Source organism: Erythrobacter sp. F6033, assembly GCF_023016005.1.
Classification (GTDB): domain Bacteria; phylum Pseudomonadota; class Alphaproteobacteria; order Sphingomonadales; family Sphingomonadaceae; genus Erythrobacter.
The window spans coordinates 2,263,765-2,290,663 of the sequence record NZ_JALKAZ010000001.1 but is presented as its reverse complement, the minus strand read 5'-3'; the positions used below and the strand labels follow the sequence as shown (position 1 = coordinate 2,290,663).

Sequence of the window (26,899 nt, the reverse complement as noted above, 5' to 3'; positions counted from 1 at the left end):
ACCGTTATGCCGGATTTTTGCGTTAACTGCCAGTGACTAACCTGCCCCCGTCTCGCGAAGGGACGGGAGACAGGGGCAAATGTTAACGCGTAAAATTGTGTTGTGGCTCGCTAATCTTGCGCCGGGATCCTATCCGTGCGCGCCAAACTGGTTGGCGATGCTGATCGAAAGCCGCAGCATCAGCGAGTATGCACGCTCGATCGGATCGATGAAATCCCGTCCGATTTGCGCGTAGCCTTCGCTTGACGAGTCCGGATAATCGGCTGGCGCGTCCATTGCGAAATCGCTTGTTTCTGGGAAGTGCGTAGGAAAGGCGCGGCGCATTTGTGCAAGTGCATCTTCGATCCGCAAACTCAAAACCATCTCAAGCACATCTTCGCGGCTAATGTCGTTGGCGCGGCTGAAAACCGGCACCGAAACCGCTTTAAGGAAGATATGCTGCATCAAAGCTAGCCGCACCGCTTGCGCGGCCCCGATCATGCGGCGTGTATTCTCGCGGCCCGTATCGCGGTTCTCAGCCGGCAACAGGTCAAACAGACGATAGAGCTTCAGCGCATCGACCCGCAGGCGTGATGCCAGACGGCGATAAACGCCCGTGCGATCATCTTTGGTCAAGAATTCCGCGAGCGTTTCGCAGGCTCCAGACAGATGCGGTTCTGTCCCGCGATAGGGACGGCTCGCCCAATAGGCGGAATTGAACAGTTCGCCATACGCAGCGACGGTCTTAATGCTGGCGAGACCGTTGGAAGCGCGAGCCAAGCTTATGAGTTGCTGCCCGCGCGGGCTGGCTTCAATCAGGCTCGCAAGTTCTTCATAGTTGCCATCAGCCGCGCTGCCGATGCCGGAGATAACATTCACCGGATAGCCAAGCTGTTGCAGAACGGAATTATGCGGGATCGCGCGGATTTGGCGCAGGTTCATATCGCGATCGGCTGAAATATCCGACTGGCGGCGTGAAACGCGGCTTCCGGTCGAGTTCAGCAGACCAAGCCCGAATGCGGTTACGGCACGGGAATAGGTCGAACTGCGCAAGTGCTGGCGCTGATGCGCGCGCACCGCGCGGTAGAAATCGAGGCTGATATCAGTGCGCGAATAGAACGGATCCTCGGCAGCCTCGGCATTGCTAACCGGCGCGCAGATGATGCGCGACAAAGTGGCGAGAGCCAGTTCGGGGCGGGAGAAGAACATATAGCCGTCCCCGCCTTGGAAGCTGACTTCCGGCTCCAACTCGATGCCGGAACTGGCAAAGCGGTGACGCGCCCAGCCGCTCATCGGCCATGTCAAACGCTCGTCAAAGCCGCCCGGATGCGCGCCGCGGCCCATGCTTTCGCCGTGGGTGTTGAAGATTAACGCCGCGACATCGGTAAGCTGATTTTTGGCCATCGCTTGGGCAAAGCGACCCTGCAGACGCTCAATGGCAAGGCTGGCTGGAATCTGCCCGACAAATCGGCCAGCGTCAGAGAAACCGGTCTGGATGCAGGCACGCCCGCGAAGGCGGACATATTCACGGTACTGCTCTTCTGCGCAGAGGGAATCGAGGAAACGGCCACCATGCTCCAGCGCGCTTTCCGTCTCGAACAGAGGCGATACGTCGACTTTGTCTTCGATGCCAAATGCACGGGCGAAATACAGTGCGGCGAGAACCGTCGAAGGCTGCTCGCATTCCGCGATAAGCATCCGGATGGGCGTATCGGCGTCGATATGTTCGAGAATTTGCGCCATCGCCAGAAACTGCCGTGTCGCTGTTGAGCTTTCGATGGCGAGGCTGGCGAAGTTGGTCCGCATCGACTTCTGCCCGGACAGCATCCGGCGCAGTGTCGCCACAGCACCTTTGCTAGCGAGGTCGAGTTCGGGCGTCTCGTGCATATGGCTACGGATGGCGTTGTGAAGCTGTTTCGCGTTCACTCTGAAGTGGACATGCCCCATGCCAAGACCATCGGCGCGCATGCAGGACGCTAGCGCCTTGAGCGCGATTGCTTGGTCTGCATCGGTCGCGCTGCGTGCCTCGTCTTCAAGCTGCGCGATGATCGCTTCGAGCGAGGTAAGCTTGTCTGGATGATCGTAAGTCAGTCGGTTGGCGGCTTGTGACAGAGCCTCTGGCTCGCTCAAGTCTTCGCCAAAATCCTCGGCACTGCGTGCGGCATGATCCGCACCGAGCCGCAGGGGGTCGATCAATTCGTGGTCGGCAGAGATTGCCTCCAGATCGTCGGCAAAACGGCGCAGTCGCTGCGCCTTCTCGCTCAAACGGAAACGGATCGAGGTGTACCATTTGATATCGGTCCGCCCGTCCATGTCATAGCCAACCCAGCTCGCAAAGCGGAACGGCAGAGGAGCGAGCTCCAGCCACTTGTCTGGCCAAGTCTTCGCAGCGTGGGTGAGCGTGTCTTTGACGATTTGAGCGCGGGCATCCTGCGCATTGGCGAGTGCTTTCGTCACTTCACCGTGCTCGTATTCGAGCGTGATCGCTGGACGATCGGCATCGGCGGCACATACGGCGCGGGTGATTGGCGCATCGGTGCTCGCGGCTTCGGCCACAGCAGCCGATTGGCCAGGCGTCATCAGGAATGTCGGGTGCGCGGTAAAGACTGCATGCAGACGCGGGGATTCCCATTGCGCACGAAACGCATCGAAATCTGTCGTGGAGGCCAAAGCCGATCCAAGCGCGGTCTGATTGGCTTCCGGTGTAACCGGAGCGACGAGCCTTTGCAGACGGCCAGCGCGCGCTTCCAGACCGGCGCATTCCAGCTCTTCAACTAACGCTTCAAGCGCGTCCAGATCGGTCGAGCCACCTTCCAGCGCGCGTGAAAGGTCCAATCCCAGTTGAAACACTGGATTGAACAATGGCGTCTCGCGTGTGCGAGCGTGAAGTTCCTGAAGCCGCGCGCTGAGATCGGCGGTGGATTTAAGCGGCAAAGTCATGCGCGGGATTCTCCGAGGTGTTCTTGTGCAAATGCAGCCGCCGCGCCGAGCAAGCCCGGCTGAGGATGCGTAATCAGTTTGACCGGCAATGTTGCCATCAGACCGGCGAAGCGGCCTTTCGCGGTGAAGCGTGATGCAAAGCCGGAAGCGATGATAGTCTCACGAATGCGATAGCCAAGACCGCCCGCAATCACGACACCTTTCGCCCCTTGTATAAGGGCTATATCGCCTGCGACCGACCCAAGTGCGAGGCAAAAGCGGTCCACTGCAGCAGCAGCGAGGCTGTCCGAACCATCGGTGCCCGCTGTCCAGATCTCGATATCGGTCGCGTCTTTTACCGCGCGGCCTTCCATCGCAGCCAATGCTTGATAGATATCTACAATCGCAGGGCCAGAGACAACGCGTTCATCCGAAACACGCGTGTGTCGCTTGCGTAGCCGTGCGAGGATCGCATCCTCAATCGCGTCAACCGGAGCGAAATCGCCATGCCCGCCTTCGGTCGCTTGCACACGGTAGGTGCCGTCTGGCCGGCGGTAGAAATAGGCTACGCCCAAGCCGGTGCCCGGGCCGAGCACGCTGATCGTTCCGGTGTCGGGCAGTTCACCCTCTGGCCCGGCAAGGTGGATGAATTCATCGGAAGGCGCGCGGGCCGCTGCATGGGCAACAGCGCCAAAATCATTGATGATCGTGTATTTTGAACAGCCCAGTTTGCTTTCAATCAAAGGTGGCCGGATGATCCACGGGTTGTTTGTGAAACGGATCACATCGGGTTTGATCGGTCCGGCTACCGCCATTGCCAAAGCATCTGGCAGTGATCCGCCCATGCGATTTTGATAATCTTCCCAAGCGGTCTGAAAGCTGGCGTGATCCTCCGTATGAAGGGTCGTCGGTTCACCCAGTAAGATTTCGCCATCCGCTTTGATCGTAGCAATCGCAAATCGGGCGTGGGTGCCGCCAATGTCGACCGCAACAATGTCTTTGCTTCCGCTCATCCTAAAGGCCTGCGCTGGCCAGCATGGCTGATGCGCCTTTTTCGGCGCCATCGGCTTGGGTTTGCAGCATCCGGTACATTTCTCGCCCGACGCCCCATTCGGAAACCGGATCGGGTGCGGGGCTACGGCTCGATAAATCGGCGGTCGTTGAAAGCGCGCCGGTTTCTGCGCAAACCCGGATAACGTCCCCATCTTGTAACAGCGAGAGCGGGCCTCCGCCCAATGCCTCTGGTGTGCAATGGATCGCAGCTGGCACTTTGCCAGAAGCTCCCGACATCCGGCCATCGGTGACAAGAGCGACGGAGTGACCGCGATCCTGAAGGACAGCGAGCGACGGTGTGAGCGAATGCAGTTCCGGCATGCCATTGGCGCGCGGTCCCTGGAAGCGGACGACGACGACAACATCCTTGTCGAGTTCGCCCGCTTTAAAGGCAGTCACGACATCAGCCTGATTTTCGAACACACGGCACGGCGCTTCGACTGTGAAGCGCTCGCGAGCGACGGCCGAGGATTTGAAACAGGCGCGGCCCAAATTGCCAGTGACGAGCTTCATCCCGCCATCGGGCAGGAATGGATTGGAGGCAGGGCGCAGCATCGCATCATCGCGACTTTCGCTGACGGGGGACCATGCAAGCGTATCGCCCTCCATCACAGGTTCCGCAGTGTAGGCTTCCATCCCTCCATCCCAGACGGTGAGGATATCACTATGCGCAAGACCTTCGTCGAGCAGCGTGCGTGTGACATAGGCCATGCCACCAGCAGCGTGGAAATGGTTCACGTCACCCAATCCGTTGGGATAGACGCGGGCCAGCAACGGCACGACGCTTGAGAGTTCGGCTAAGTCATTCCAATCGATGATGATACCCGCCGCACGGGCCATTGCCGGAATGTGGATCGCGTGATTGGTCGATCCGCCAGTAGCGAGCAGGCCGATCACTGCGTTGATTATCGCCTTCTCGTCGACAACCTTCGCCAATGTGCGCTCGCTCGTTCCGGCCAGCTCGGCAAGACGGTGAACCGCTGCGCGATCGAGTGATTGACGCAACTTGGTGCCGGGTTGGACGAAAGCGCTGCCCGGAATGTGCAGACCCATCATCTCCATCATCATCTGATTGGAATTGGCGGTGCCGTAAAAGGTGCAGGTGCCTGGCGAATGATAGCTACCAAGTTCGCTTTCAAGCAGAGCATCACGGCCAATCTCACCCGCGGCATATTTCTGGCGGGTATCTTGTTTCTGCTTGTTCGAAATCCCCGAAGGCATGGGACCAGAAGGCACAAAGACGGCTGGCAAATGCCCAAACCGCAATGCCCCCATCAGCAATCCCGGAACGATCTTGTCGCAAATGCCCAGTGCGGCAATGCCGTCATACATTTGGTGCGAAAGCGCGATCCCCGTCGACATTGCGATAACATCGCGGCTGAACAGAGACAGTTCCATCCCATCTTCGCCCTGCGTTACGCCGTCACACATCGCGGGCGTTCCGCCTGCGACCTGAGCCGTCGCGCCGACTTCACGGGCGAAAATTTTCATGCGGTCGGGATAGCGGCCATAGGGTTGGTGCGCAGACAGCATATCGTTGTAGGCGGTCACGATACCGATATTCGGCCCGCGACCAGCCTTCATCGCGTCCTGATCTTCCAGCGCGCCTGCAAAGGCATGGGCAAGGTTTGAACAGGCCACATCCTTATGCTCGGGCTTTCGGTCGGCCTCGCGCTGCATGAGCTCAAGATAGGCCGAGCGGGATCCGCGCGAATTCTCGATGACGCGCTGTGTAACGCGATGGATCGTGTCGTTGAGCTTAGTCATGCCAGCTTACTCCGTCGCGTTCGGTCAATGCTATGGCGGCGCTCGGCCCCCATGTGCCCGCGCTGTAGGTTTTGGGCGTGATGCCTGCCTCTTCCCAGACTGCGCGAATTGCGTCGATCCACTGCCACTGAGCCTCGACTTCGTCGCGGCGTACAAAAAGCGTCTGATCACCCTGGATCAGATCAAGCAATAGCCGCTCATACGCAATCCTGCGGTGCTGCCCTACAAAAGCGTCCGGCATCGTGATTTCCAACGGAACCTGACGCAGTTTCACACCATCAACGCCAAGGCCGGGCACTTTGGCCATTAACGAGAGCGTGATGTTCTCTTCCGGCTGAATCCCGATCAGCAGCTGATTGGGTTGCATTCCTGCGCCCATGCCTTCGAAAATCGAATGCGGCACGCTGCGAAACTTGACGACGATTTCCGTGACGCGCTCTGGCAAGCGTTTGCCCGTGCGCAGATAAAACGGAACGCCTTTCCAGCGCCAATTGTCGACATGCGCCTTGATCGCGACGAATGTTTCGGTGTTGCTGTCTTTCCCTAGCTCTTCGTCATATCCGGGCACGGTTGTCCCATCGACCGCGCCTTTGCGGTATTGACCGGTGACTGTCTCGTCAGCGCCAACTTTGCGCAGTGCACGGAGCGCTTTGACCTTTTCGTCGCGCACGGCCGTTGCATCGAAACTTGTCGGCGGCTCCATCGCAACCAGCGCCAGCAATTGCAGCATGTGGTTCTGAACCATATCGCGCATCGCGCCGCTGCCGTCGTAATAGCCGACGCGGGATTCGAGACCGACCGTTTCACCGACAGTGATTTGGACGTGATCGATATAGTTCGAATTCCAAATCGGTTCGAACAGGATATTGCCAAAGCGAAGCGCGAGCAGGTTCTGGACGGTTTCTTTGCCAAGATAGTGATCGATCCGGAAAATCCGGTCTTCTGCAAATGCCTCGGCAACGGCGTCGTTGATCGCGCAGCTGCTTTCGAGGTCAGTGCCAAGCGGTTTTTCCAGGCCGATCCGCACATGATCACCGGTCAGTCCGGCATGCTCCAATCCGCCTATCGTAGGGCCGAACAGACTTGGTGCCGTTGAAAGAAATATCGCCAGACCGCCATCGCTATCTTCGCTTGTGGAAGGCCCGACTTTCTCGGCCAGTTCCACAAATCCATCGAGCGTTGTCGCATCGAGTGCCTGATAGCTTAGCCGGTTGAGGAAATGTGCCATCCCGCCCCGGCGTTCGGCTGGTAAGAATTGCTCCAATGCTTCGCGCGCCATATTGCGAAATTCGCCATCGTCGATATCGCTTCGGGCGGTGCCAATAATACGCAAATTCTCTGGCAACAGCCCGTCGGCATCAAGCGCGCAGAGACTTGGCAAGAGCATGCGACGAGCAAGGTCTCCGGTTGCCCCGAACAGCAGCAGTCGGTCCGCAGAAATCGCCGGTGCTTCCATGTGTCTGATATCCCTCGGTACGGCCGTAGCCTAGTTTGCCCTGAGGGTTTAGCGCGCCGTGCCGCCAACCTCCATAGCGCTGCATAGCTATTCAAATATTGGGCCAATAACCGTTTGCTTGTTCTGCCCGGTGTACCCGCGAGCGATTAGGTGTGTGCATCCCGATTGAGAACGCTGGCATACGCTGCGATTGTTCGGCATAGCCATATGCATAGCTATGCAATGCCCTTTGGAGGGGCGCCTGATGGAAAATGTCCGCAAACCAGCGCGGGTTACCAGTTTCGATGTCGCTGAACATGCTGGCGTAAGTCAGTCGACCGTCAGCCGTGCCCTGTCGGGGTCGGCTGTGATCAGTGAGGCTACCCGCGAAAAGGTCCTAGGTGCGGCGCAAGAACTCGGATATTTCGTCGATGAACGCGCAGCGCGGCTTCGCCGCGGGCATACGGGCACAATCTCAACCGTCGTGATCTGCAAACCCGGTGGCGGTGCGCGCGATGTGAATCCGTTCTCATATGCATTGCTAGGTGGTATCTGCGCCGCAGCAGCTGAAAGAGGATTAGAGGTCCTCGTCTCGCTCCAAGCGGAGGAAGATCGCTTGTTCGGCCACTATGTCGAGCGCGGCCAAGCCGAAGGCATGATCGTGATAGGAACCACCGCCAATCGCGTGGCTTGGGATTATTTCCGCAAAGTGGGGGAGAACACTCAGCCTGTCGCCTATTGGGGATCGCCGCTGGGTGATCTTGATTGGGTGTCTTCGGACAATGAGGCGGGCGCGCGTTTGGCGGCCGAACATCTGATTGAGCGGGGTTGCAAACAACTGGTTGTGGTCGGTTCTCATACGAGCACTCAGCGCCAATTTGCGGAGCGGGTCGATGCATTCGTCGCCCGGGCAAAAGAGCTTGGTGTCTCAGCCAGTCTAGCAACGATTGAGCCCGGTGGCGCAAGGCGCGCGCAAGGAAGAATGGCGACTGAGGCTTTGCTTGAAAGCGGCGAAGAATTTGACGGGATATTCGCAGTTTGCGACGCGCTGGCATTCGGCGTCATGGATGCTTTGCAATCCGCAGATCTCAGCGTCCCAGACGATATCAAGCTGGTTGGGTTCGATGGCATTCCCGCAAGCGAACTGACTACGCCGCCGCTAACCACAATTGAGCCTGACCTTGATCAGGCAGGACGATTGCTGGTCGAGGCAATCGCAGATGGCAGCGAAGAACCAAGCACGCGCCGGGTCCCTGTCAAACTGCTTGTTCGCGGCAGTTCTTAAGCGGTTTCTTCCACTCGAACCGAAGAATATTCAAAACTGCTCGGTCCGAAACTTGTCAGGAAGCTCACGTCCGCTGCATCGCGGCCCACACCGATCTTCACAATGTCGCGAGGGCTGGCCATGCCGGTCCCGTCAACCAAATGCCATTTGCCGCCTTCTTCGTGTTCGGGATCAGCAAGAAAGACCTCGGCAACAGCGTGGAAATCGGGTGGGCTTACACCCGGTGAGTAGCAAGCGACATAACGCGCCGGAATGCCTGACGCGCGGGCGAGGGTGATAAGAACGTGAGCATAGTCACGGCACACCCCCTGACGCGCGATGAAAGTGTCGCCAGCATCGGTGTAAGGGCCGCTTGCGCCGGGAGCATAGGTCAGGTGTTGTTCAATCCAGTCGCGGATGGCTGAAACCCGAGCGCCGCCCATAGTGCCTGCAAACTCTCTATCGGCGAAGTCGTGGAATTTCTCCGCTGCGCAGTAACGGGATTCGAGCAGGTATTGCACCGCTTCACCGGGCAATTGATGCAGGGCGAGGGCCGAAAGTTTCTCAAGGTTCGCAAACTCACGCGAGATTTCGATTTCTGCAGAGTACGTGACTTCAATCCGTCGATTGGCGTGCAGCCATATGCGTTCGCCGATGGCATCATGTGCTGGCACACGATTGAAGGTTTCGGCCCCATTCAGATGTGTCTTGGAAGCAAGAATTGTTTGTCCATCCGACGCTACAGCTTCGAATTGAAGCAGTGCATCAGTTGGAGAATCCACTTCGAAAGCGAACGAGGCATCGATGGTAATCGGCATCTGACACGCGGCCGCTATGGCGCGATTACGCCGTAGAGATCGTGTGCGTCGGCCTCTTCAATATGCGCGTCTACAATGTCTCCAGGTGTGAGCGTCTGCGGGACATTGCGTAGATAGACCGCTCCATCGATTTCGGGAGCATCGGCTTGTGAACGCCCTGTCGCGCCAATGTCCCCGTCTTCGTCGGGCTCGCCAACTTCATCGATGATGACTGGAATGGACCGGCCCACTTTGGCTGTGAGCTTTGCCGCGCTGATCCGCTCGGTGACTTCCATCAATCGAGCGTAGCGCTCTTCTTTGATTTCTTCCGGAACGGGATCGGGCAGGTCATTCGCCTTCGCGCCTTCAACAGGTTCGAACCGGAACGCGCCGACGCGGTCGAGCTGAGCTTCTTCGAGCCAGTCGATCAGGTATTTGAAATCATCTTCTGTCTCACCGGGAAAGCCGACGACAAAGGAGGATCGCACGGCGATGTCCGGGCAAATGTCGCGCCAGCCCTTGAGACGTTCCAGCACTTTCGCCTCGTTCGCCGGGCGGCGCATGCGTTTGAGAACGCTCGGCGCGGCATGCTGAAACGGGATATCGAGATACGGCGTCAGCAGGCCTTCCGCCATGAGCGGGATGACCTTGTCGACATGCGGATAGGGATAAACGTAGTGTAGCCGCACCCATGGGGCGGCATCATCCGATGTGCGAAATTGACCAAGCTCGCGGGCGAGATCGGTCATATGGGCGCGAACTTCGCGGCCTTTCCATTGGCGCGGATCATGTTTTGTGTCGACGCCATAGGCCGATGTGTCCTGGCTGATAACAAGCAGTTCTTTAGTGCCCGCTGCGACCAGCTTTTCTGCTTCGCGCAGCACGGCATCAATTCGGCGGCTCGCCAGCTTCCCGCGAAGATCGGGGATGATGCAGAACGAACAGGAGTGATTGCAGCCTTCTGAGATCTTCAGATAGCTGTAATGGCGCGGGGTCAGCTTGACGTCCGGCTGCGGGATCAGATCGACATATGGCCCTTGCGAGGGCGGGGCGTGGGTGTGGACCGCCTCGACAACTTGCTCGTATTGATGCGCGCCAGTGACGGCGAGAACCTGAGGATGGGCAGCGCGGATCGCATCGGCCTCTTCGCCCATACAGCCGGTCACAATCACGCGGCCATTCTCAGAGATGGCCTCGCCAATCGCGGCAAGGCTTTCTTCCTTCGCGCTGTCGAGGAAGCCGCAAGTGTTGACGAGCACGACATCGGCGCCCGCATAATCGGGGCTCATCGCATAGCCATCGGCGCGAAGGCGCGTGAGGATCCGTTCGGAATCGACCAAAGCCTTGGGACAGCCAAGCGAGACCATGCCGACACGTTTCTGGTCAGGGAGAGAGGTGGTTGCAGTGTTCATCTTGGCCGCGCCCCTACACGTAGGCGGGCAATTGCGCTAGATCACTTCACGGGGACGCAAAAACAAATGGGAGGGATCAATGAATCTATTTGATGTGAATTGGATCGGCGTGGTGCTGGCTGCGCTCGGCGGATTTGTTGTCGGCGGCATCTGGTATGGGCCGGTCATGGGCAAGAAATGGATGGGAGCTGTCGGATTAACCGAGGAACAGATCAAAGAAGGCTCCATGGGCCTGATCTACGGCGGGGCCTTCGCATTTTCGCTCGTCGCCAGTTGGACGCTGGCCCACACATTTCAAAGCTATGCGGATCTGGGCGCAGACTTGTCAGTATTCGCGAAAGTGATGACATCGTTCGGCGTGGCATTGGGCTTTATCGTGCCGGCGATCGGGACGAACTATCTGTTCTCTCAAAAGAATAAGACGCTGTTCTTCATCGACGCCGGATATTGGCTGCTATTCTACACCGCGATGGGCCTGGTTCACGCCTATCTGCCTTAACAACGGCCTAGCTACTCAGGGTGCCCGTCACCCTGAGTGGTACCGTTTTCGCTCGGTACGATTTCGACAATCACATCACCGGGCTGAAGGTTCTGACACTCTTCTTCCCAATAGCCGATTGCGCGGCCATTGCGGTAGATGCGTAGCCCGCGCCCGCCGCTGCTGAGATCGGCAATCGAGCAACCGCATTCCTCTTTGGTCACGACCCGTTCTACCAGCTGAACGCGGCCATTCACCGATGCGAGATCAGCGAGATAATCGGCGATGTGCTCACCCTTGGCCGATCCGGCTAACAGCAAGCCGGTAAAGCGGACCGGGTTTATGACATTGTTCGCGCCCGCCTGCCGCGCGAGAAGTTCGTTATCGTCAGCGCGCACAACCACGCTGATCGGGACTTTTGGAGCGAGGTGGCGCACCGTCAGCACGATAAGGATCGACGTATCGTCTCGTCCGGCGGAGACAAGCACGTTGCTCGCTTCCTGAATGCGAACAGCTTTGAGCGTCTCGTCGCGTGTCGCATCCGCGCCCATGATGTTGACGCCAAGTTTTTCGGCAGAGGCCAAGCGCTCTTCGCTTGGGTCGACAACCACGATCTGGTTTGGGTCAGTGCCGCGCTCGATCAATTCTTCGACACTTTGCGATCCTGAGATGCCATAGCCGAGCACGACCACGTGATCGCTTAGTTTTTCCTGGATACGGGCCATGCGCCATTTCTCCCAGCTACGCTTGATAATGAAATTGTAGGCGGTGCCCACGAAAATGAAAAAGACCGCAAAGCGGATCGGTGTGACGATTACGGCTTCGATCAATCGCGCACTGTCGGTGACCGGGGCGATATCGCCAAAACCGGTCGTCGTGATTGAGATCATCGTGAAATAGACGATGTCGAGGAAACTTACTTCGCCATCGACGCTATCCACCAAGCCATCGCGGTCGAGCCAGTGGATGAACACCACAATACCAATGAGAAACAGCGCCAAGCCCAGGCGAATGCTCAAATCGCCCCAGACAGGAATTTTGACGGCCCGCCGCAGCGGCTTAAACTTGCTAGCAGCAACCACCCGGTCTGATTTGCCGGACCCAATCCTGTCGATCTTCTTTTTTGCCATGAATGCCCTAGCCTCGCGGCTTACCCCTCAAACCGCTCTGCCATCGCATTAAGCGATGCATGGTGGGTCAGGTCAAGCTGAAGCGGGGTGACAGACACATATCCATCGTCAATTGCTTCAAGATCGGTGCCATGGTCCAGCGTGTGCTCGATCGCGTGGAGGCCGAACCAGAAATAGCGATAACCGCGAGGGTCTTTGCCCTCAACCACGCTGCCGCGCGAATAATCATGGAACCCTTGGCGCACGACGCGAATGCCTTTTACTTCGCTGGCGGGAAGCGGCGGGAAATTCACATTCACCAGAGTACGCGGTTCGAACGGTGCATCGAGCAGCGGTTCGATCACTTTCGCGCCCAACTCCAAGGCGGCGCCGAAAGGCACCGTGTCCGCCATGCCTTCGCGGGCATAAACCTGACTGAGTGCAATCGAACGAATGCCCGCCAGCGCGCCTTCGATGGCCGCAGAAACAGTGCCGGAATAGGTGATGTCATCGCCCAGATTGGCCCCGCGATTGACGCCGGACAGGACCAGATCGGGTGGTCCGTCCATAACTTCGCGCAATGCCATCATCACGCTGTCTGTCGGCGTGCCTGTCACCGCAAACCGGCGCTCGGCGAATTGCTGTAGCCGTACGGGTCTGTTCAGTGTCAGTGAGTGGCCTGCACCCGATTGCTCCTCCGACGGTGCGCAAATCCAGATGTCGTCAGAGAATTGCCGGGCGATCTTTTCGAGCACCTCAAAACCGGGCGCATGATAGCCATCGTCATTGGTTAGCAAAATGCGCATCAGGCGATAGGTTCCAGCTTCGTCACACCGCCCATATAGGGATGCAAGGCCTCCGGTACGAGCACGCTTCCATCGGCCTGCTGGTAATTCTCGATAATCGCCACCAACGTACGACCCACCGCAAGGCCGGAGCCGTTGAGCAAATGAAAATACTCGCTCTTTTTCGAACCTTCTGGGCGGTAACGCGCATTCATCCTGCGCGGCTGGAATGTTCCGCCATCGGAACAAGAGCTGATCTCGCGATAGGCGCCTTGTCCCGGAAGCCAGACTTCCAAGTCATAGGTCTTCATCATGTTGCCCATATCGCCAGAACACAGCTCCATGACGCGGTAATGCAGACCAAGCGAACGCAGCAGGCCTTCGGCAATGCCGGTAATCCGTTCGTGTTCTTCCGCCGCTTGTTCGGGCAATGCCGCGCTGATTAGCTCAACCTTCTCAAACTGATGCTGACGAATAAACCCGCGCGTGTCTCTACCAGCTGCGCCCGCTTCAGAGCGAAAACAAGGCGTGAGCGCGGTAATCCGCATTGGGAAATCGCTTTCCGCGAAGATTTGCTCGCGGAAGGAATTACCCAGTGTCATTTCCGAAGTGGAGATCAGTAGGCGGCCGTCCGTTGTGCGGAAAAGATCTTCGGCAAATTTGGGAAGCTGACCTGTGCCATATCCCGCTTCTTCATTGATCAACAGCGGCGGATTGCACTCTGTATAGCCGTGCTCGCTCGTGTTCGTGTCGAGCATGAACTGGCCAAGCGCGCGGTGCAGACGTGACATCGCTCCGCGCAAAAATGTGAAACGCGCTCCGGAAATTTTCGTGCCGGTTTCAAAGTCCATGCCCAGCGCTGGCGCGATATCGGCATGTTCTTTCGGTTCGAAGGCGAAGTTCGGCTTTTCGCCCCATTCACGGAGATAGACGTTGTCTTCTTCGCCCTCACCGTCAGGAACACTTGCAGCAAGCATATTGGGAAGATTCAGCATCACCGTTTCGAGCTTCGTTGCGACTTCGCGCTCTTCTTCTTCAAGCGCGGGCATCGAATGCTTGAGTTCGCTTACTTCGGCTTTCAGCTTTTCGGCTTGTTCGGTGTCGCCTTGACCCATGGCTTTGCCGATGGCTTTGGAGGCCTCGTTGCGGCGGCTTTGTGCTTCCTGCAGCTTGGTCGCAATCGCGCGACGTTCCTCGTCCAGCGCCAGAATCTCCGGCGATACAGGGGCAAGCCCGCGCCGTGCCATTGCTGCGTCAAATGCTTCGGGGTTCTCTCGGATAAATCGAATGTCGTGCATAGTTTGAGCCTATGCCCGCTTCGCTTGACGATTGAAAGAGTTCGTAGGGGCGGGGCCGGAGAGTTTTTTCGGGAAGGTTTCCGGCCCCTTCGAGAGACAGGTTAGAAGTTGATTTCAGCCGTCACAAAGATCCTGCGCGGGTCGCCGTAGAAGCCGGTAAGCGTACCTTCGAGGCCGAGTGTCGGCGCAAACGGAACGCCGCCTGTGCCGCCAGTTACAAAGTTGTAGCCCGCGACGATGTATTCCTTGTCCAGCAAGTTCTTGCCGTGAACGCCGATGGAGAACAGGCCGCTGTCGAGGGTGTAAACCACGCTTGCATCGACCAGAACAAAACCATCCTGATCCAGAAACGGATTAGGCGTTTCAAATTGGCTGGCATCCGAACGGAGCGAGGCGCTGCCGAGGAAATCGACCATACCGCTCGCCACTGGTAGGCCAAGGACAAAGCCCATATGACCGGTGATCTCTGGCGTGTTCTGGAAAACGCGGCTGTCGGCCACATCGACGCCAAAAGCATCGATGAAGGTGTTGAAATTGGCATCAAGCACACCGAGCGACCAGTTCACATTGAAACGGCTGCCATCGCCGGCGAAATCGCGGCCCACAAGTGCGCTGCCTTCGAATTCAAAGCCATTCACGTCCGCCGATGCTGCGTTAGATGTGATGCCGATAAAGCTGTCATTTACCCCATCACCGGTTGAGTCGAATCCGATCGAACCGGGGATTTGCACGTTGTCATATTGCCCAAGGAACGCCGCGAGCGAGATATTTAGACGATTATCGAGCAAGGACGCTTTCCAGCCGAGCTCATAACTGTCGACCGTTTCCGGCGCGAAGCGGAGAAATTCAAACTGATCGTCGAAGTCAATGTCGCCATCGCCATCAAGATCAGGGGCTGCGGTCGTCTGGCCGCGCGGGTCGAATCCGCCGCCTTTGAAGCCCTGAGAATAGGTAAAGTAGAGATTGTGATTTGCGTCAGGTTTCCAGCTGATCGAGGCGCGTGGATTGAAATCCTCGAACGTCTCGCTGCCTTGAAAATCGCTGGTGACAGCAATCGGGATCGCCGGGCTGTTAGGGACGAACAGATCAGAAAACCCGCCGATAAAGGTCGTACGAAGCACACGGCTGGTGCGTTTGTCGTTGGTGTAGCGACCGCCCACCGAGATGCTCAGACTGTCCGTCAGGTCATAGGTGAAGTCACCGAAGACCGACCAAGTCTCTGTACCCACGTCACCCAGTGTTTGGGCGTTAAGTCCCGGCAGGTTAATCAATGTGCCAGTGTTGAACAAAGCCACGTCAAACGCAGTGAACGCATTGGCACTTAGGTAATAGGCACCGAAAACCCCGGACAGCCTGTCCCCTTCGTAAAGCAGCTGCAGTTCCTGACTGAACTGGTCGTTTTCGTAAATTGCCGGAACGTCGAGATCGGCGCCGGGAAGGCTATCGAAATCGATTGGAGTAGTAGAGCTATCCTCGCGGTAGCCAGTGATCGATTTGAGCGTCAGCGTGTCGGACAGCTCGATCGCGATGTTAAGCGCGCCGCCATAGGCTTCGACTTCCTGATCGACCACGTCCAGCCCCGCACGCGTGTCAAAGACGCTGTCGAGAACGGGCGCCCCGGTGAACAGGCTGGTGATGAGCCGCGAACCTTGCCGCGCTTCGCTTTGGTCGAGCACGTAGTCGCCCGATAGACGTACGAAAATCGGGCCGTTGTCGAACTCTATGGTGCCGCGCGCGGCCCACACATCCTTGTTGTAGTTCTCCGTGCCTAGATTGAGGTTTTCACCAAATCCGCCGCGAGAAAGGCGTGCCCCGCTGGCACCGATCTTCAGGCTATCGCTGATCGGCGTGGAAGCGGTTATGATGAGATCGGCTTGGTCGTAGGAGCCGTAGGTCCCGCGAACGGAAAGGCTTGGATCGTCAGGAAGTTCTGCCGTGACGTATTTGATCGCTCCGCCAATGGTGTTCCGTCCGTAAAGCGTGCCTTGCGGACCCCGCAGAACCTCGATCCGTTCGACATCATAGACATCGAGGACGGCGGCCTGCGGACGGTTGATATATACGTCATCGACATAGAGGCCGACGCCCGCTTCAAAACCCGCGACAGGATCCTGCTGACCGACCCCGCGAATAAACGCGGTTAAGGTGGTGTTGGTGCCGCGGCTCACCTCCAGTGTGATATTCGGCACCTGCTGGGCGACCTGAGTGATGTCTTGGATACCCTGCTGTTCCAAAGCTTCTCCGGTCAATGCCGTTACCGAGAGCGGAACATCCAGCAATGCCTCTTCGCGGCGGCGCGCGGTAACGATGATACCCGGGCCTTGCGCCTCAGTAGCTTCGTCGCCGGAACCATCCGAATTGTCCTGAGCGATTGCTGGCGCGGCCATCGAAGCCACACCCGCGCATCCAACCAAAAGCAAAGCGCGCGTCATAGTCGTATTGATCATTTCGGGGTCCTCTCCAAACCTGTATCGTGCCCAATATTGAAAGTTGAACCAACTTTCAAGTTCAGACTTGTGTGAAGCGAAGAACCTGCCTAGGCGTCAGGAAAGAAAGCGGGCGGGAGTGCGCATGAGCAGTCAGACAAAGACCAAAGCGGACAGCGACGGTCAGAGCGCAAGCGTAGGCAAGGCCCCGCGGACGGAGCGTGGGCGCAAGACATTGCGGAAACTGCTCGATGCCTCGGCGATCGAGTTTGGTGAGAAAGGCTTTCACGAAGCTTCCGTGAGCTCCATCACGCGGCGCGCTGGCGTCGCGCTTGGCAGTTTCTACACCTATTTCGATAGCAAGGACGCGCTGTTCCGCGCGCTTGTCGCCGACATGAGCGCCACTGTGAAAAGCAGCGCTCGGGCTGCGTTGTCGGACGATATGGATGCGTTAGAGATTGAGCGTGCAGCGCTGGCGGCATTTCTGGATTTTGCCCGCGAGCACAAGGAAATCTACCGAATCATCGATGAGTCTGAATTCGTCGACCCGGAGAGTTATCGCACGCATTATGAAACGATCGCTGAGCGGATCAAAGGGCGCCTGGCTATCGCCTCAAAGACGGGTGAGTTCCGCGATGACCTTGGCGAAATCGAAGCTTGGGCGATTATGGGCATGAACGTCTTCGTCGGCCTCCGCTTCGCGGTTTGGGGCGATAACGATAAGGGGGCGCAGCATTCGGCCGAAGACATTGCTGGCGTGGTCAATCGCCTCCTTTCCCAAGGTGTTGTGCGGAAATAGCTGAACGGCGCTGGCAAGCGCGCCTTGTTTTGGTCGCGATAGATGGGGCTAGGTTTTTGGAGGTATATCTGCAGTGGCTGCAGCCACGCGATGTCATGCTCGCTGTCCGAGCGGCTCGATAACGGCGGAGTCTATGGACCACCGAGCAACGCCGCCGCTAAGTGCAAGGCGCGTTTTCTTGCACCATCTACGCATACAACTCGCAGACCACCTTGCGCCTTTGTGCTGGTACCTTGGGTTACTAAGTAGGGCTAGCTTTGAGAATTGCCTTCGACAGAATTTCCCGCGATGCGTTGCAAGGGCTTGCTTATCCGACAATAGGTGCCACGATGCATGCTGGTCTGAGGGGGTAAGAGAATTGACGGGAATACGCCGCAATCACACTTCGCGTGTCACTGCTTTCACCGTTTCGCTTTTGCTCTTTTCGTCGTTGCAGGCTTGCTCGCTCCCGAGAATGGACGCTCCGACGCTTGAGCAAGCTTTGCCAATTCCGGAGCAATGGGCATTTCCGGATGTCGCAGGGGAGCAGATTGAACTTGCTGCTTACTGGCATCGGCTTGATGACCCGCTCATAGACGAATACGTGGCTCGCGCCCGAACGGGCAATCTCGACATTGCCCAAGCATTGGCGCGTTTGCGAGCTGCGAAGGCCGGGTTGCGCGACGCGCGATCGGCGCGTCTACCGTCCGCTTCGGCAGGTGGCGGTATTGGGCGTGAAATCGGTGACTTTGCGCGCGACGAAGCTCAATTCTCAGTCAATGCCGACGTCTCGTGGGATGCAGATCTGTTTGGCAGGATCAGCGGATCGATTGATGCTTCCCGTGCGAATTTTCGCGCCGCGGGGTACACTGCTGCTGATGCCGAGCGCGTGATCATCGCCACGGTTGCGACCCAAGTTGTCACGGCACGGTCGATTGCGGCGCAGCTTGAGATTTCTCGCGCCTCGCTCGCCAATCAGGACGACAATCTGATGATCGCGCAATGGCGCAATCAGGCAGGGCTGGTTTCCAGCCTGGATGTCGAACAGGCACGGACCCAAAGAGCGCAGACCGCAGCATCCATTCCTTTGCTTGAAAGCGATCTTGTCGCGACAGCCAACGCGATCTCAACTCTGATTGGTGAAGCGCCCGGTGATGTCTACAACGCGCTGCTTTCTGATCAACGCGGCGTTCCCTCGGCGATCAGTTCTGTCGCGCTTAGTGCTCCCGCAGACACATTGCGGATGCGGCCAGATGTCAGAGCTGCGGAATTGCAGCTTGCTGCTGATATGGAGCGTATCGGGGTCGCTCGGGCACAATTGTATCCGCTTGTCCGCTTAACGGGGTCTATTGGTAGTACGTCATTCGGCGTCGGTGATCTGTTTGATGTCATCACGGGCAATGTATTGGCGGGCGTTACGCAATTGTTGTTCGATGGCGGGCGCACACGGGCGCAGATCGAAACGGCAGAGGCTGTCGCGGATGGATCGCTGGCGGCATGGCGTCAATCCATTCTGGTCGCGTTGGAGGATGTCGAGACTGCATCGTTTGACCTCAAAGCGAGTAACGAGCGGGTGATCAGCTTGGGTGAAGCGAGCGAAGGCGCGCGCAACGCGGCGCTGCTGGGTCGTAGCCAGTATCAAGCCGGACTTATCGACTTTCAGGTTTTGCTTAGCGCCGAAAGTCAGCTGTTGAACGCACGTACGGCCGAAGTTTCGGCCAAAGCCGCTCGCGCGGCAGCGTACATTCGATTGGCGCGTTCGATGGGCGGAGGTTGGCGTCTGCCAGCCGAAAACATGATCCTTGAAGGGAACAGTGGGCAATGAGCATGGCATCGGATAATTCTGAACCGATCGAAAACGACGAACCTGAAAGTGTCGACGAGTTTTTGGGTCAGAAAGAACGCCCGCGTTGGCGCCGTTGGATGAAATTCTGGCTGCCTGCGCTCATCATTGTGTTGCTGCTTTTAGCGATTTCGCGATGTTCCGGCGGCGATGCCGGCGTGTCTTACATCACCGAGGAATTGACTGAAGGTTCGCTGGACCTGACAGTCACGGCAACTGGCAATTTGCGGCCGACCAACCAAGTAACCGTCGGCTCAGAAGTGAACGGCCCGGTGGAACGGGTATTGGTCGATGTAAACGATCAAGTGACGCGCGGTCAGGTGATTGCGGTGATCAATACCGAGATTATTGATCAGCAGATCGCGCAAGCGCGGGCTAACCTTAATGCGGCACAGGCCGGTCTTCTTCAGGCGAAAGCTACGCTTGATGTGAATAAGGCTCAGTTGACCCGGCTCAAGGAAGTTCGGGAACTCTCCGGCGGGCGCGTGCCTTCGCAGATTGAGTTCGAACAGGCAGAGGCGGCCGTTGCGCGGGATCAGGCGGCCGTCAGGTCCGCTCAAGCCAACATACAAGCCGCTCAAGCGACTTTGCGGGCCAACCTGACTACGCGAAGCCGGGCGGTTATCCGCGCGCCCGTCACCGGGGTTGTCCTCGCACGCCAAATTGAACCCGGTCAGACTGTTGTCGCCAGCTTCAACACTGTGACGCTGTTTGTGATCGCGGAAGATCTCGCTGCGATGCAGCTACGGGTTTCGATTGATGAGGCTGATGTCGGTCAAGTCGAAGCGGGTCAGGAGGCAACGTTTACAGTCGATGCTTATCCGGGGCGCCGGTTTCCAGCGCAGGTTCAGCGTGTCGACCTCGCATCTGCCAATACGGTTGAAACGCCGGGCGCTGCGGCGGCTGGAGGAGCGGTGGTGAGCTATGAAGCGCGCTTGATCGTCCAGAATCCGGAAGGTTTGCTCCGTCCGGGAATGACAGCAACCGCAACTGTGGCGATCGATTCCACGGGCAAAACTTTGCTCGTCCCCAACGCTGCGCTGCGGTTCCGCCCTGATCGTGAAGATGAGGAAGAAGGAGGTGTGCTCTCGGTGAGCGTGGGGCTGGAAGAACAAGAGCAGGAAGCGGGCATCGGTGTCGGCAGCAAACAACAAGTGCAGATATTGCAGGAAGACGGCACCTTGCGCGCAGTTCAGGTTGTGACCGGCAGAAGTGACGGACGGCTGACCGCCGTCACATCGAACGAACTTGAAGTCGGAGCAAAGGTCGTAACCGGCGTGAAAGCGCAAGCTGAATGAGTGAAGCCCCGCTCATCGCGCTAGAAGGAATTACCAAGGTGTTCGGATCGGGCGCTGCGGCCTTTCAAGCTTTAAAGGGCGTGGATCTGACGATCGATGAAGGTCAGTTTGTCGCGATCATGGGACCTTCGGGCTCGGGCAAGTCGACAACGATGAATATTCTTGGCTGTCTCGACGTGCCAACCGATGGCATATTCCGTTTTCGCGGCGTCGAAGTTCAGCGGCTTGATCGCGATCAACGCAGTCTCTTGCGCAGGCGCTACCTTGGATTTGTATTTCAAGGGTTCAATCTGCTCTCGCGGACAACCGCGCTCGAAAACGTTGAATTGCCGTTACTCTATCGCGGTGAGAAGAAATCGGTTCGGCGGGATGCAGCAATGCACGCTCTGGATCAGGTTGGTCTCGCGCCATGGGCGACGCATACTCCGGCCGAGTTATCGGGTGGGCAGCAACAGCGCGTAGCCATTGCCCGCGCGTTGGTTTCTGACCCAAGCGTCTTGCTGGCGGATGAGCCAACCGGAAATCTGGACACTGAGAGGTCTGTTGAGATTATGGAGCTGCTGGCCCGGCTTAACTCCGGCGGTATCACGGTTATCATGGTGACGCATGAGCAAGAGATGGCTGCATTTGCCAAAACCATCATCCATTTCCGCGATGGTCTGGTTGAACGGACAGAACGCGGCACGCGCAGTGTCGAAGGCGCAATCGGGGATCACGCCTGATGTTTGGCATATTCGGCGCAACCCTCTTATTGGCTCTTCGTGAAATCCGAAGGCATTTGCTGCGTTCGATCCTGACAACCTTGGGTATCATCATTGGTGTCGCGGCGGTCGTAACGATGGTGACACTCGGGAATGGTGTGACGGCATCGGTGCAAGACGAAATCTCGTCGCTTGGCGCCAGCAATTTCATCGTTTTCCCGGTCAGAACCGATCGCGGGACTGTTCGGCCTTTCGATCAGGATGATGTCGACGCAGTGGAGCAACAGATTGCTGGAGTGGAGGTTGCTGCCGGTAATGTAAGCACGAACGCCACGGCCTTTTTTAACGGTCAGGATTGGGACACGCGCATAACCGGAGCGGATCGCGCATTCCTTCAGGCGCAAGCTATCGAAGTGGTTGAAGGGCGCGCGTTCACGAGCGATGAAGAAACGTCGGGCAAGAATGTGTGCTTGCTCGGCCCGAAAGTCCGCGAGGAGATATTCCTACCCGATGTTAGCCCGGTCGGTGAGAGGATGCGCCTGAGCGGGGTGTCTTGTACGGTCGTCGGTGTTCTCGAAGAGCGAGGCCAAGGCGGCAACGGGGCTGATGACGATGATACCGTCATGATGCCCATGAAAACTGTGCAGCGGCGATTCCGTGGGACGGACACAGTCGACTATTTCGTGGTGAAATATGACAGCGCCTATCTCTCGTCTGCTATCCAAAAATCATTGGTTGATTTGCTACGCGAGCGACGATTGCTGCAGGCGGAAGAGGCCAATGATTTCAACGTGATCGATACGGCGCAGGTCAATGATGCTCTGGGCGCAGTGACCGGCGCCCTTACTGCGATGGTCGCGGTGATTGCATCGATCAGCCTGCTCGTTGGCGGCATCGGGATCATGAACATCATGCTGGTTTCGGTAACAGAGAGAACTCGCGAGATCGGCATACGATTGGCTATCGGTGCGCTCGCCCGCGAGGTCCGGCTGCAATTCTTGACCGAGGCGGTTGTGCTTTGTGCGCTTGGGGGCCTCGTCGGGCTGTTGCTTGCGTTTGTCGCATCGGTCTCTCTGGCGGGAGTGATCGACGTGCCGTTCGTCTTCGATCCGACCATCAACATTCTGAGCTTTGTTTTCGCGTCTGCAATGGGAATTGTCTTCGGATATTATCCTGCCAGACGAGCCTCAAAGCTCGATCCTATCGACGCATTGCGTCACGAGTAGCCGTCCGGAGTAAGCGGAGCGAAAGCAGCGCGAAACTCCGAACGAACTAAGGCTCTTTAGTTGGCCACCAGAGCGCGAAAAACTTCGATCATTCCCGCTGCAGTTTTGCCAGATTTGGGCCGAAGATCTGTCGGGCATTCGAGGCAATAGGCCTGAATTCCCCTCGCATCGGTGAGGCGTTCGACGTCCGCCGCAATGCGCGAAAGCATCATTTCGCGATTGATTGCCGCACGGGCGAACAGGTCAGTGGAGCGGGCCGCTGGAGCCGCATCGGCTGAAACGAGCTGGCGGATGAGCGAATTGTAGTCGGCAACTTGTTCACCAAGGAAAACGGGATGCCAGTCTCCCTCTTCGAGTTCGGCTTGGCCAGCTACCCATGCGAGCGCATCGTCAAGACCGCCGAATTGATCGACAAGTCCCAATTGACGCGCCGAGCCGCCGTCCCAGACGCGGCCCTGTGCGATCGTGTCCACTTCTGCATTGGTCTTGCCGCGCGCCTTAGACACGCGGTCCAGAAAATCGCTATACGTGTCAGTGACCGAGGCTTGAAGGATAGCATCGACTTCCGGCGTCAAACCCGCGACCAAATCGGGCTGACCCGATAGTGGAGTTGTGCGGAAACCATCGGCGTTCACCCCGATTTCGCCAGCCGCGTCTTCGAAGGTTGGCAGCACGGCAAACACACCAATCGAACCGGTGATTGTTTCCGGCTGGGCGAAAATGCGGTCGCTCGATGTGGCGACCCAGTATCCGCCGCTCGCCGCGACATTGGCAAAGGAAACCGCGACTGGGATGTCCTTGGCACGGTGTCTGTCGATGGCGCGCAGGATTTCTTCAGATGCGAGAACCGAACCACCCGGCGAATTTACGCGAACCACTAGCCCGGCGATGTCATCATCAAGAGCGTCATCAAGCAAATTCGCGATGCGGGTGCCGCCAGCAGTTCCTGGTCCAGCCTCTCCATCAACGATCACGCCGGCGACAGTCACCACCGCGATTGCTTTGCCACTTTTGGAAGGTGCTGTGTCGGCGAGAAACGGTGTCAGATCGCTTTTGGCATAGGCGCCCGGCTTCTTGCTCCAATCATCTTCGCCAGCGACTTCGGCGACACGTGTTCCAAATTCGACTTTGTCGCCGAGCTTGTCCACCAATCCCGCAGCGAGCGCGGCCTTGGCCAGATCGCCGCTGCTTTCTTCGACCCAGGCGACCGGGTCTTTCGTGACACGGTCCAGATCAATTGACGGGCGCGCTTTCTTGACATTGGCTTGCCATTCTTCCCACAGCGCTCCGTAGAGCGCGCCAATATTTTCGCGAGCTTCATCAGACATGGAGCTGCGCGAATAGGGCTCTACAGCCGCCTTGAATGTGCCGACGCGGTAGATGCGAGCGTTGATATTCAGTCGCTCGAGAAGGTCGGCGTAATACAGGTTGCTGCCGCCGGGGCCGGCAATCATCGCGCCGCCAAGCGGGTCGGCCCAGACTTCGCTGGCATGGGCGGCGAGGTGCATGTGATCATCACCGTAAGCGAGGGCGTATGTGAAAACCGGCTTTTCGGTTTTGCGAACGCGGTCCATCGCTTCGCCAATTTCTTGCATGTGAACCTGACCACCACCGATAAAAGTGGTGAGATCCATCACAACGGCTTTGATCCGGTCATCGCCTGCGGCGGCGTCCAATGCGCGGACAAGATCGCGGGCCTGATGCTCAATTGGCGGGGCTTGGCCGCTGAGCAAGGTCGCGATCGGATCTACTTGAGACCGTTCTTCGACAACGTAGCCAGACATATCGATGTACAGCGCACCGTCGCGGACCTGGCCGGGGTTCGGGCTGGCGGAAAGAAGGCTAAAGAGAGCGAGGAAAAAAAGCAGCATAAAGATCAGGACAAGACCGTCCTTCACTCCGACCAAAACTTTCCAGACTTTGCCGACAAAACTCATAGATTTAGCCCCTTTGGCGGCACCTTAGCCGCGCTTGTTCACCCCACCTAACCACCATTTGCATGAAATTCCATGCCATAGGCTTCGCGCAATGGGTTGAGTGACAGATACGGCTCGACTAAAGGCATGGCTTTAATGACAGCTTCGGATTCTTCACAGGCGCAAAACCGCTTTCCAGCGGGTCGTCTGGCATTCCCGCATCGCGATCTCACCGGCATCGGTCAGCTAGAGCGACATGAAATCTTCTATCTGCTCGATCAGGCAGAGCAATGGGTGGATCTGAACCGCCAAAGCGCCAAGCATGCCGGGCTGCTGAGCGGGATGACAATCATCAACGCCTTCTTCGAAAACTCCACCAGAACGCTGCTGAGTTTTGAGATCGCGGGCAAGCGATTGGGCGCGGATGTGGTCAATATGCATGCCGCGCAAAGTTCGGTGAAAAAGGGGGAGACGCTGATCGATACCGCGATCACGTTGAATGCGATGCGCGCGGATGCCATTGTCATCCGCCACGGATCAAGCGGCGCAACCCAGCTGATCGCGGACAAAGTTGACTGCCCGGTTCTCAATGCAGGCGATGGCCAGCACGAACATCCTACACAGGCGCTGCTCGACGCACTTGCACTACGACATAAGCTGAAAGAGCGCGGGGAGAGCGGCGAAGACTTTACCGGCATGACGATCACGATCTGCGGGGATATTCTTCACAGCCGGGTCGCGCGCTCCAACATTCTCTGCCTTCAAGCGCTGGGTGCGAGAGTGCGAGTATGCGCTCCGCCTGCTTTAATGCCTGCAGGGATCGAAGCGGTCGGCGCGGAGCCATTCTACGACTTTGACGCAGCATTGTCGGGCGCGGATGTTGTTATGATGTTGCGACTTCAATCGGAGCGAATGTCTGGTCAATTCATCCCGTCTGAGCGCGAATATCATCACCTCTACGGGCTTACGAAAGCGCGGCTTCAGAAAGCTGCACCCGAAGCGATTGTTATGCATCCGGGCCCTATGAACCGCGGCGTCGAGATCGACAGCGAAGTCGCCGACTTGCTCGACCGGTCAATCATCACACAGCAGGTTGAAATGGGCGTCGCAATCCGGATGGCCTGTCTCGATATTCTCACGCGCAGCGCGCGCAAGGTGGAGGGCTGGGCATGAAACAGGCTAAGCCTCTCACCATCGCCAATGGCCAGCTTGTCACGCCAGAGGGGATTATCAAAGGTGCTCTCCGCATTGTTGATGGCACGATTGCCGCTTTGGGCGCGGATGTCAGCGCGCAAGATGGCGACGAAACCTACGACGCAAGAGGTAAGCTGATCGCACCGGGCCTTGTCGATCTTGGTGTGTTTGCAATCGACAAACCTGCTTTTCATTTCGGCGGGATCACCCGTGCGGCATTGATGCCCGATCAATCGCCGCCTCTCGATTATCCAAGCCGCGTGAACTTTATCGCCAAAAGCGGGAAGCCCGATCTTTGGGTTCATCCATTGGGAGCGGCAACGTCCGGCCTAGAAGGCAAGGCGCTCGCCGAAATTGCTCTTATGAAAGATGCCGGCGCGCGCGGCGTCGCGACGGGGCGCAGCTGGATCGCAGATAGCGGTGTGATGCTGAGGCTGCTGCAATATGCGGCAATGCTCGATCTGGTTGTCGTATCCCATCCCGAAGATGGCAATCTGACAGGCGCAGCGGCGGCGACCGCCGGAGAGATCGCCACAAGGCTTGGTCTTCCAAGCGCCCCAGCAGAGGCCGAAACTCTCGCTCTTGCCCGCGACATCGCGCTGGCAGAAATGAGCGGGGCGAGGGTGCATTTCCGTCAGGTTACGACCGCGCGGGGGTTTGAACTGGTACGAGATGCGAAAGCTCGCGGGGTGAACGTGACCTGCGGGATCACTCCGGCGCATTTCATGCTGTCCGATCTCGCCAGCGCCGACTTCCGCACATTCACCCGCTTGTCTCCGCCACTACGCAGCGAAGCGGATCGCCTGGCTGCACGCGAGGCGATTGCCGATGGCGTCGTCGATGTCATTTGCAGCGGCCATGATCCTCGCGGTCCAGAGGGCAAGCGTTTGCCATTCGCCGATGCCGATCCGGGAATGGCCGGCGCAGCAACTCTTCTGGCGATGACGCTCGGGCTGGTCCGAGATGATGTGATCGGTACGGCTCGCGCTCTCAAACTGCTCGCAGCCAATCCGGCCGGATTGCTGGGAGTGAAAGCTGGCGCGTTGATTGAAGGGTTTGAAGCAGACATCGCGATCATTGACCCTGACGCCCCCTGGTTCGTCGACCGGACCAAAATGGAGGCGAATTCCGATAATACCCCGTTTGATCGCCAAGGCGTTCAGGGCCGGGTGAAGGCTCTCTTCAAAGGCGGCGTTCAGATATAAAAAATGCCCCCGGAGC

20 protein-coding genes are annotated in these 26,899 nt (G+C 57.8%); 9 read left to right on the top strand and 11 right to left on the bottom strand.

What is annotated here, in order from left to right; all coding sequences use genetic code 11:
* Window positions 1-129 precede the first annotated feature (129 nt).
* From MWU39_RS10985 to zwf, 4 genes are read right to left on the bottom strand one after another with little or no spacing between them, the layout of a single operon-like run.
* Window positions 130-2,919 carry a phosphoenolpyruvate carboxylase gene (locus MWU39_RS10985; RefSeq protein WP_247160038.1) on the bottom strand — a complete coding sequence of 930 codons (2,790 nt, stop codon included), beginning with the start codon at window positions 2,917-2,919 and terminating at the stop codon, window positions 130-132.
* Window positions 2,916-3,911, bottom strand: a complete 996-nt coding sequence (locus MWU39_RS10980) for a glucokinase (protein WP_247160037.1) — start codon at window positions 3,909-3,911, stop codon at window positions 2,916-2,918. The genes MWU39_RS10985 and MWU39_RS10980 overlap by 4 nt, the downstream gene beginning before the upstream one ends.
* A gap of 1 nt (window position 3,912) precedes the next feature.
* Entirely contained in the window at window positions 3,913-5,718 is a 1,806-nt protein-coding gene (gene edd / locus MWU39_RS10975; protein ID WP_247160035.1) for a phosphogluconate dehydratase, read from the bottom strand.
* A complete protein-coding gene (zwf, locus tag MWU39_RS10970; protein WP_247160034.1) occupies window positions 5,711-7,174 on the bottom strand; it encodes a glucose-6-phosphate dehydrogenase in 1,464 nt (487 codons plus the stop codon). Before zwf ends, edd begins: the two co-directional genes overlap by 8 nt.
* 244 nt (window positions 7,175-7,418) lie before the next feature.
* Here zwf and MWU39_RS10965 point away from each other — a divergent pair, with 244 nt between their 5' ends.
* A complete protein-coding gene (locus MWU39_RS10965; protein ID WP_247160032.1) occupies window positions 7,419-8,438 on the top strand; it encodes a LacI family DNA-binding transcriptional regulator in 1,020 nt (339 codons plus the stop codon).
* On the opposite strand, the gene MWU39_RS10960 is transcribed toward MWU39_RS10965, so the two are convergent.
* The gene (locus MWU39_RS10960; protein ID WP_247160031.1) at window positions 8,435-9,235 is read right to left on the bottom strand and encodes a transglutaminase family protein; all 801 of its coding nucleotides are present in this window, start codon (window positions 9,233-9,235) and stop codon (window positions 8,435-8,437) included. The genes MWU39_RS10965 and MWU39_RS10960 overlap by 4 nt on opposite strands.
* Before the next feature lie 14 nt (window positions 9,236-9,249).
* Window positions 9,250-10,626, bottom strand: coding sequence for a 30S ribosomal protein S12 methylthiotransferase RimO (gene rimO, locus MWU39_RS10955; protein WP_247160030.1), 1,377 nt, complete (start codon window positions 10,624-10,626; stop codon window positions 9,250-9,252).
* 79 nt (window positions 10,627-10,705) lie between these two features.
* On the opposite strand from rimO, the gene MWU39_RS10950 reads away from it, so the two are divergent.
* Window positions 10,706-11,125 (top strand): DUF1761 domain-containing protein, encoded by a 420-nt coding sequence (locus MWU39_RS10950; protein WP_247160029.1) that lies wholly within the window; start codon window positions 10,706-10,708, stop codon window positions 11,123-11,125.
* Between the two features lie 11 nt (window positions 11,126-11,136).
* Here the strand turns inward: MWU39_RS10950 and MWU39_RS10945 are convergent, their stop codons facing one another.
* The 4 genes from MWU39_RS10945 to MWU39_RS10930 form a co-directional block, all read right to left on the bottom strand.
* Window positions 11,137-12,234 (bottom strand): potassium channel family protein, encoded by a 1,098-nt coding sequence (locus MWU39_RS10945; protein ID WP_247160028.1) that lies wholly within the window; start codon window positions 12,232-12,234, stop codon window positions 11,137-11,139.
* Between the two features lie 20 nt (window positions 12,235-12,254).
* On the bottom strand, window positions 12,255-13,019 hold the full coding sequence (gene surE / locus MWU39_RS10940; RefSeq protein WP_247160027.1) for a 5'/3'-nucleotidase SurE: 765 nt from the start codon (window positions 13,017-13,019) through the stop codon (window positions 12,255-12,257).
* Window positions 13,019-14,296 (bottom strand): serine--tRNA ligase, encoded by a 1,278-nt coding sequence (gene serS / locus MWU39_RS10935; RefSeq protein WP_247160026.1) that lies wholly within the window; start codon window positions 14,294-14,296, stop codon window positions 13,019-13,021. Before serS ends, surE begins: the two co-directional genes overlap by 1 nt.
* A gap of 101 nt (window positions 14,297-14,397) precedes the next feature.
* On the bottom strand, window positions 14,398-16,743 hold the full coding sequence (locus tag MWU39_RS10930) for a TonB-dependent receptor (protein ID WP_247160025.1): 2,346 nt from the start codon (window positions 16,741-16,743) through the stop codon (window positions 14,398-14,400).
* Window positions 16,744-16,867: 124 nt separating this feature from the next.
* On the opposite strand from MWU39_RS10930, the gene MWU39_RS10925 reads away from it, so the two are divergent.
* The 5 genes from MWU39_RS10925 (at window position 16,868) to MWU39_RS10905 (ending at window position 22,568) form a co-directional block, all read left to right on the top strand.
* The gene (locus tag MWU39_RS10925; RefSeq protein ID WP_247160023.1) at window positions 16,868-17,521 is read left to right on the top strand and encodes a TetR/AcrR family transcriptional regulator; all 654 of its coding nucleotides are present in this window, start codon (window positions 16,868-16,870) and stop codon (window positions 17,519-17,521) included.
* Window positions 17,522-17,975: 454 nt separating this feature from the next.
* Window positions 17,976-19,325: a TolC family protein gene (locus MWU39_RS10920; protein ID WP_247160022.1), complete on the top strand. Its 1,350-nt coding sequence runs from the start codon at window positions 17,976-17,978 to the stop codon at window positions 19,323-19,325.
* Window positions 19,322-20,641, top strand: coding sequence for an efflux RND transporter periplasmic adaptor subunit (locus MWU39_RS10915; protein WP_247160021.1), 1,320 nt, complete (start codon window positions 19,322-19,324; stop codon window positions 20,639-20,641). Before MWU39_RS10920 ends, MWU39_RS10915 begins: the two co-directional genes overlap by 4 nt.
* A complete protein-coding gene (locus tag MWU39_RS10910) occupies window positions 20,638-21,363 on the top strand; it encodes an ABC transporter ATP-binding protein (protein WP_247160019.1) in 726 nt (241 codons plus the stop codon). The genes MWU39_RS10915 and MWU39_RS10910 overlap by 4 nt, the downstream gene beginning before the upstream one ends.
* Window positions 21,364-21,371: 8 nt before the next feature.
* Complete coding sequence (locus tag MWU39_RS10905; protein WP_247160367.1) at window positions 21,372-22,568, top strand: ABC transporter permease; 1,197 nt, start codon at window positions 21,372-21,374, stop codon at window positions 22,566-22,568.
* Between the two features lie 56 nt (window positions 22,569-22,624).
* Here the strand turns inward: MWU39_RS10905 and sppA are convergent, their stop codons facing one another.
* Window positions 22,625-24,505, bottom strand: a complete 1,881-nt coding sequence (sppA, locus tag MWU39_RS10900; RefSeq protein ID WP_247160018.1) for a signal peptide peptidase SppA — start codon at window positions 24,503-24,505, stop codon at window positions 22,625-22,627.
* Window positions 24,506-24,640: 135 nt separating this feature from the next.
* On the opposite strand from sppA, the gene MWU39_RS10895 reads away from it, so the two are divergent.
* The gene (locus MWU39_RS10895; RefSeq protein WP_247160017.1) at window positions 24,641-25,657 is read left to right on the top strand and encodes an aspartate carbamoyltransferase catalytic subunit; all 1,017 of its coding nucleotides are present in this window, start codon (window positions 24,641-24,643) and stop codon (window positions 25,655-25,657) included.
* Window positions 25,654-26,883, top strand: a complete 1,230-nt coding sequence (locus tag MWU39_RS10890; protein WP_247160016.1) for a dihydroorotase — start codon at window positions 25,654-25,656, stop codon at window positions 26,881-26,883. The genes MWU39_RS10895 and MWU39_RS10890 overlap by 4 nt, the downstream gene beginning before the upstream one ends.
* Window positions 26,884-26,899 lie beyond the last annotated feature (16 nt).

Excerpts from the sequence above, each read along its gene's own strand:
- MWU39_RS10985 (WP_247160038.1), bottom strand. The coding sequence starts at position 2,919 with ATGACTTTGCCGCTTAAATCCACCGCCGATCTCAGCGCGCGGCTTCAG.
- MWU39_RS10980 (WP_247160037.1), bottom strand. The coding sequence starts at position 3,911 with ATGAGCGGAAGCAAAGACATTGTTGCGGTCGACATTGGCGGCACCCAC.
- edd (WP_247160035.1), bottom strand. The coding sequence starts at position 5,718 with ATGACTAAGCTCAACGACACGATCCATCGCGTTACACAGCGCGTCATC.
- zwf (WP_247160034.1), bottom strand. The coding sequence starts at position 7,174 with ATGGAAGCACCGGCGATTTCTGCGGACCGACTGCTGCTGTTCGGGGCA.
- MWU39_RS10965 (WP_247160032.1), top strand. The coding sequence starts at position 7,419 with ATGGAAAATGTCCGCAAACCAGCGCGGGTTACCAGTTTCGATGTCGCT.
- MWU39_RS10960 (WP_247160031.1), bottom strand. The coding sequence starts at position 9,235 with ATGCCGATTACCATCGATGCCTCGTTCGCTTTCGAAGTGGATTCTCCA.
- rimO (WP_247160030.1), bottom strand. The coding sequence starts at position 10,626 with ATGAACACTGCAACCACCTCTCTCCCTGACCAGAAACGTGTCGGCATG.
- MWU39_RS10950 (WP_247160029.1), top strand. The coding sequence starts at position 10,706 with ATGAATCTATTTGATGTGAATTGGATCGGCGTGGTGCTGGCTGCGCTC.
- MWU39_RS10945 (WP_247160028.1), bottom strand. The coding sequence starts at position 12,234 with ATGGCAAAAAAGAAGATCGACAGGATTGGGTCCGGCAAATCAGACCGG.
- surE (WP_247160027.1), bottom strand. The coding sequence starts at position 13,019 with ATGCGCATTTTGCTAACCAATGACGATGGCTATCATGCGCCCGGTTTT.
- serS (WP_247160026.1), bottom strand. The coding sequence starts at position 14,296 with ATGCACGACATTCGATTTATCCGAGAGAACCCCGAAGCATTTGACGCA.
- MWU39_RS10930 (WP_247160025.1), bottom strand. The coding sequence starts at position 16,743 with ATGATCAATACGACTATGACGCGCGCTTTGCTTTTGGTTGGATGCGCG.
- MWU39_RS10925 (WP_247160023.1), top strand. The coding sequence starts at position 16,868 with ATGAGCAGTCAGACAAAGACCAAAGCGGACAGCGACGGTCAGAGCGCA.
- MWU39_RS10920 (WP_247160022.1), top strand. The coding sequence starts at position 17,976 with ATGGACGCTCCGACGCTTGAGCAAGCTTTGCCAATTCCGGAGCAATGG.
- MWU39_RS10915 (WP_247160021.1), top strand. The coding sequence starts at position 19,322 with ATGAGCATGGCATCGGATAATTCTGAACCGATCGAAAACGACGAACCT.
- MWU39_RS10910 (WP_247160019.1), top strand. The coding sequence starts at position 20,638 with ATGAGTGAAGCCCCGCTCATCGCGCTAGAAGGAATTACCAAGGTGTTC.
- sppA (WP_247160018.1), bottom strand. The coding sequence starts at position 24,505 with ATGAGTTTTGTCGGCAAAGTCTGGAAAGTTTTGGTCGGAGTGAAGGAC.
- MWU39_RS10895 (WP_247160017.1), top strand. The coding sequence starts at position 24,641 with ATGACAGCTTCGGATTCTTCACAGGCGCAAAACCGCTTTCCAGCGGGT.
- MWU39_RS10890 (WP_247160016.1), top strand. The coding sequence starts at position 25,654 with ATGAAACAGGCTAAGCCTCTCACCATCGCCAATGGCCAGCTTGTCACG.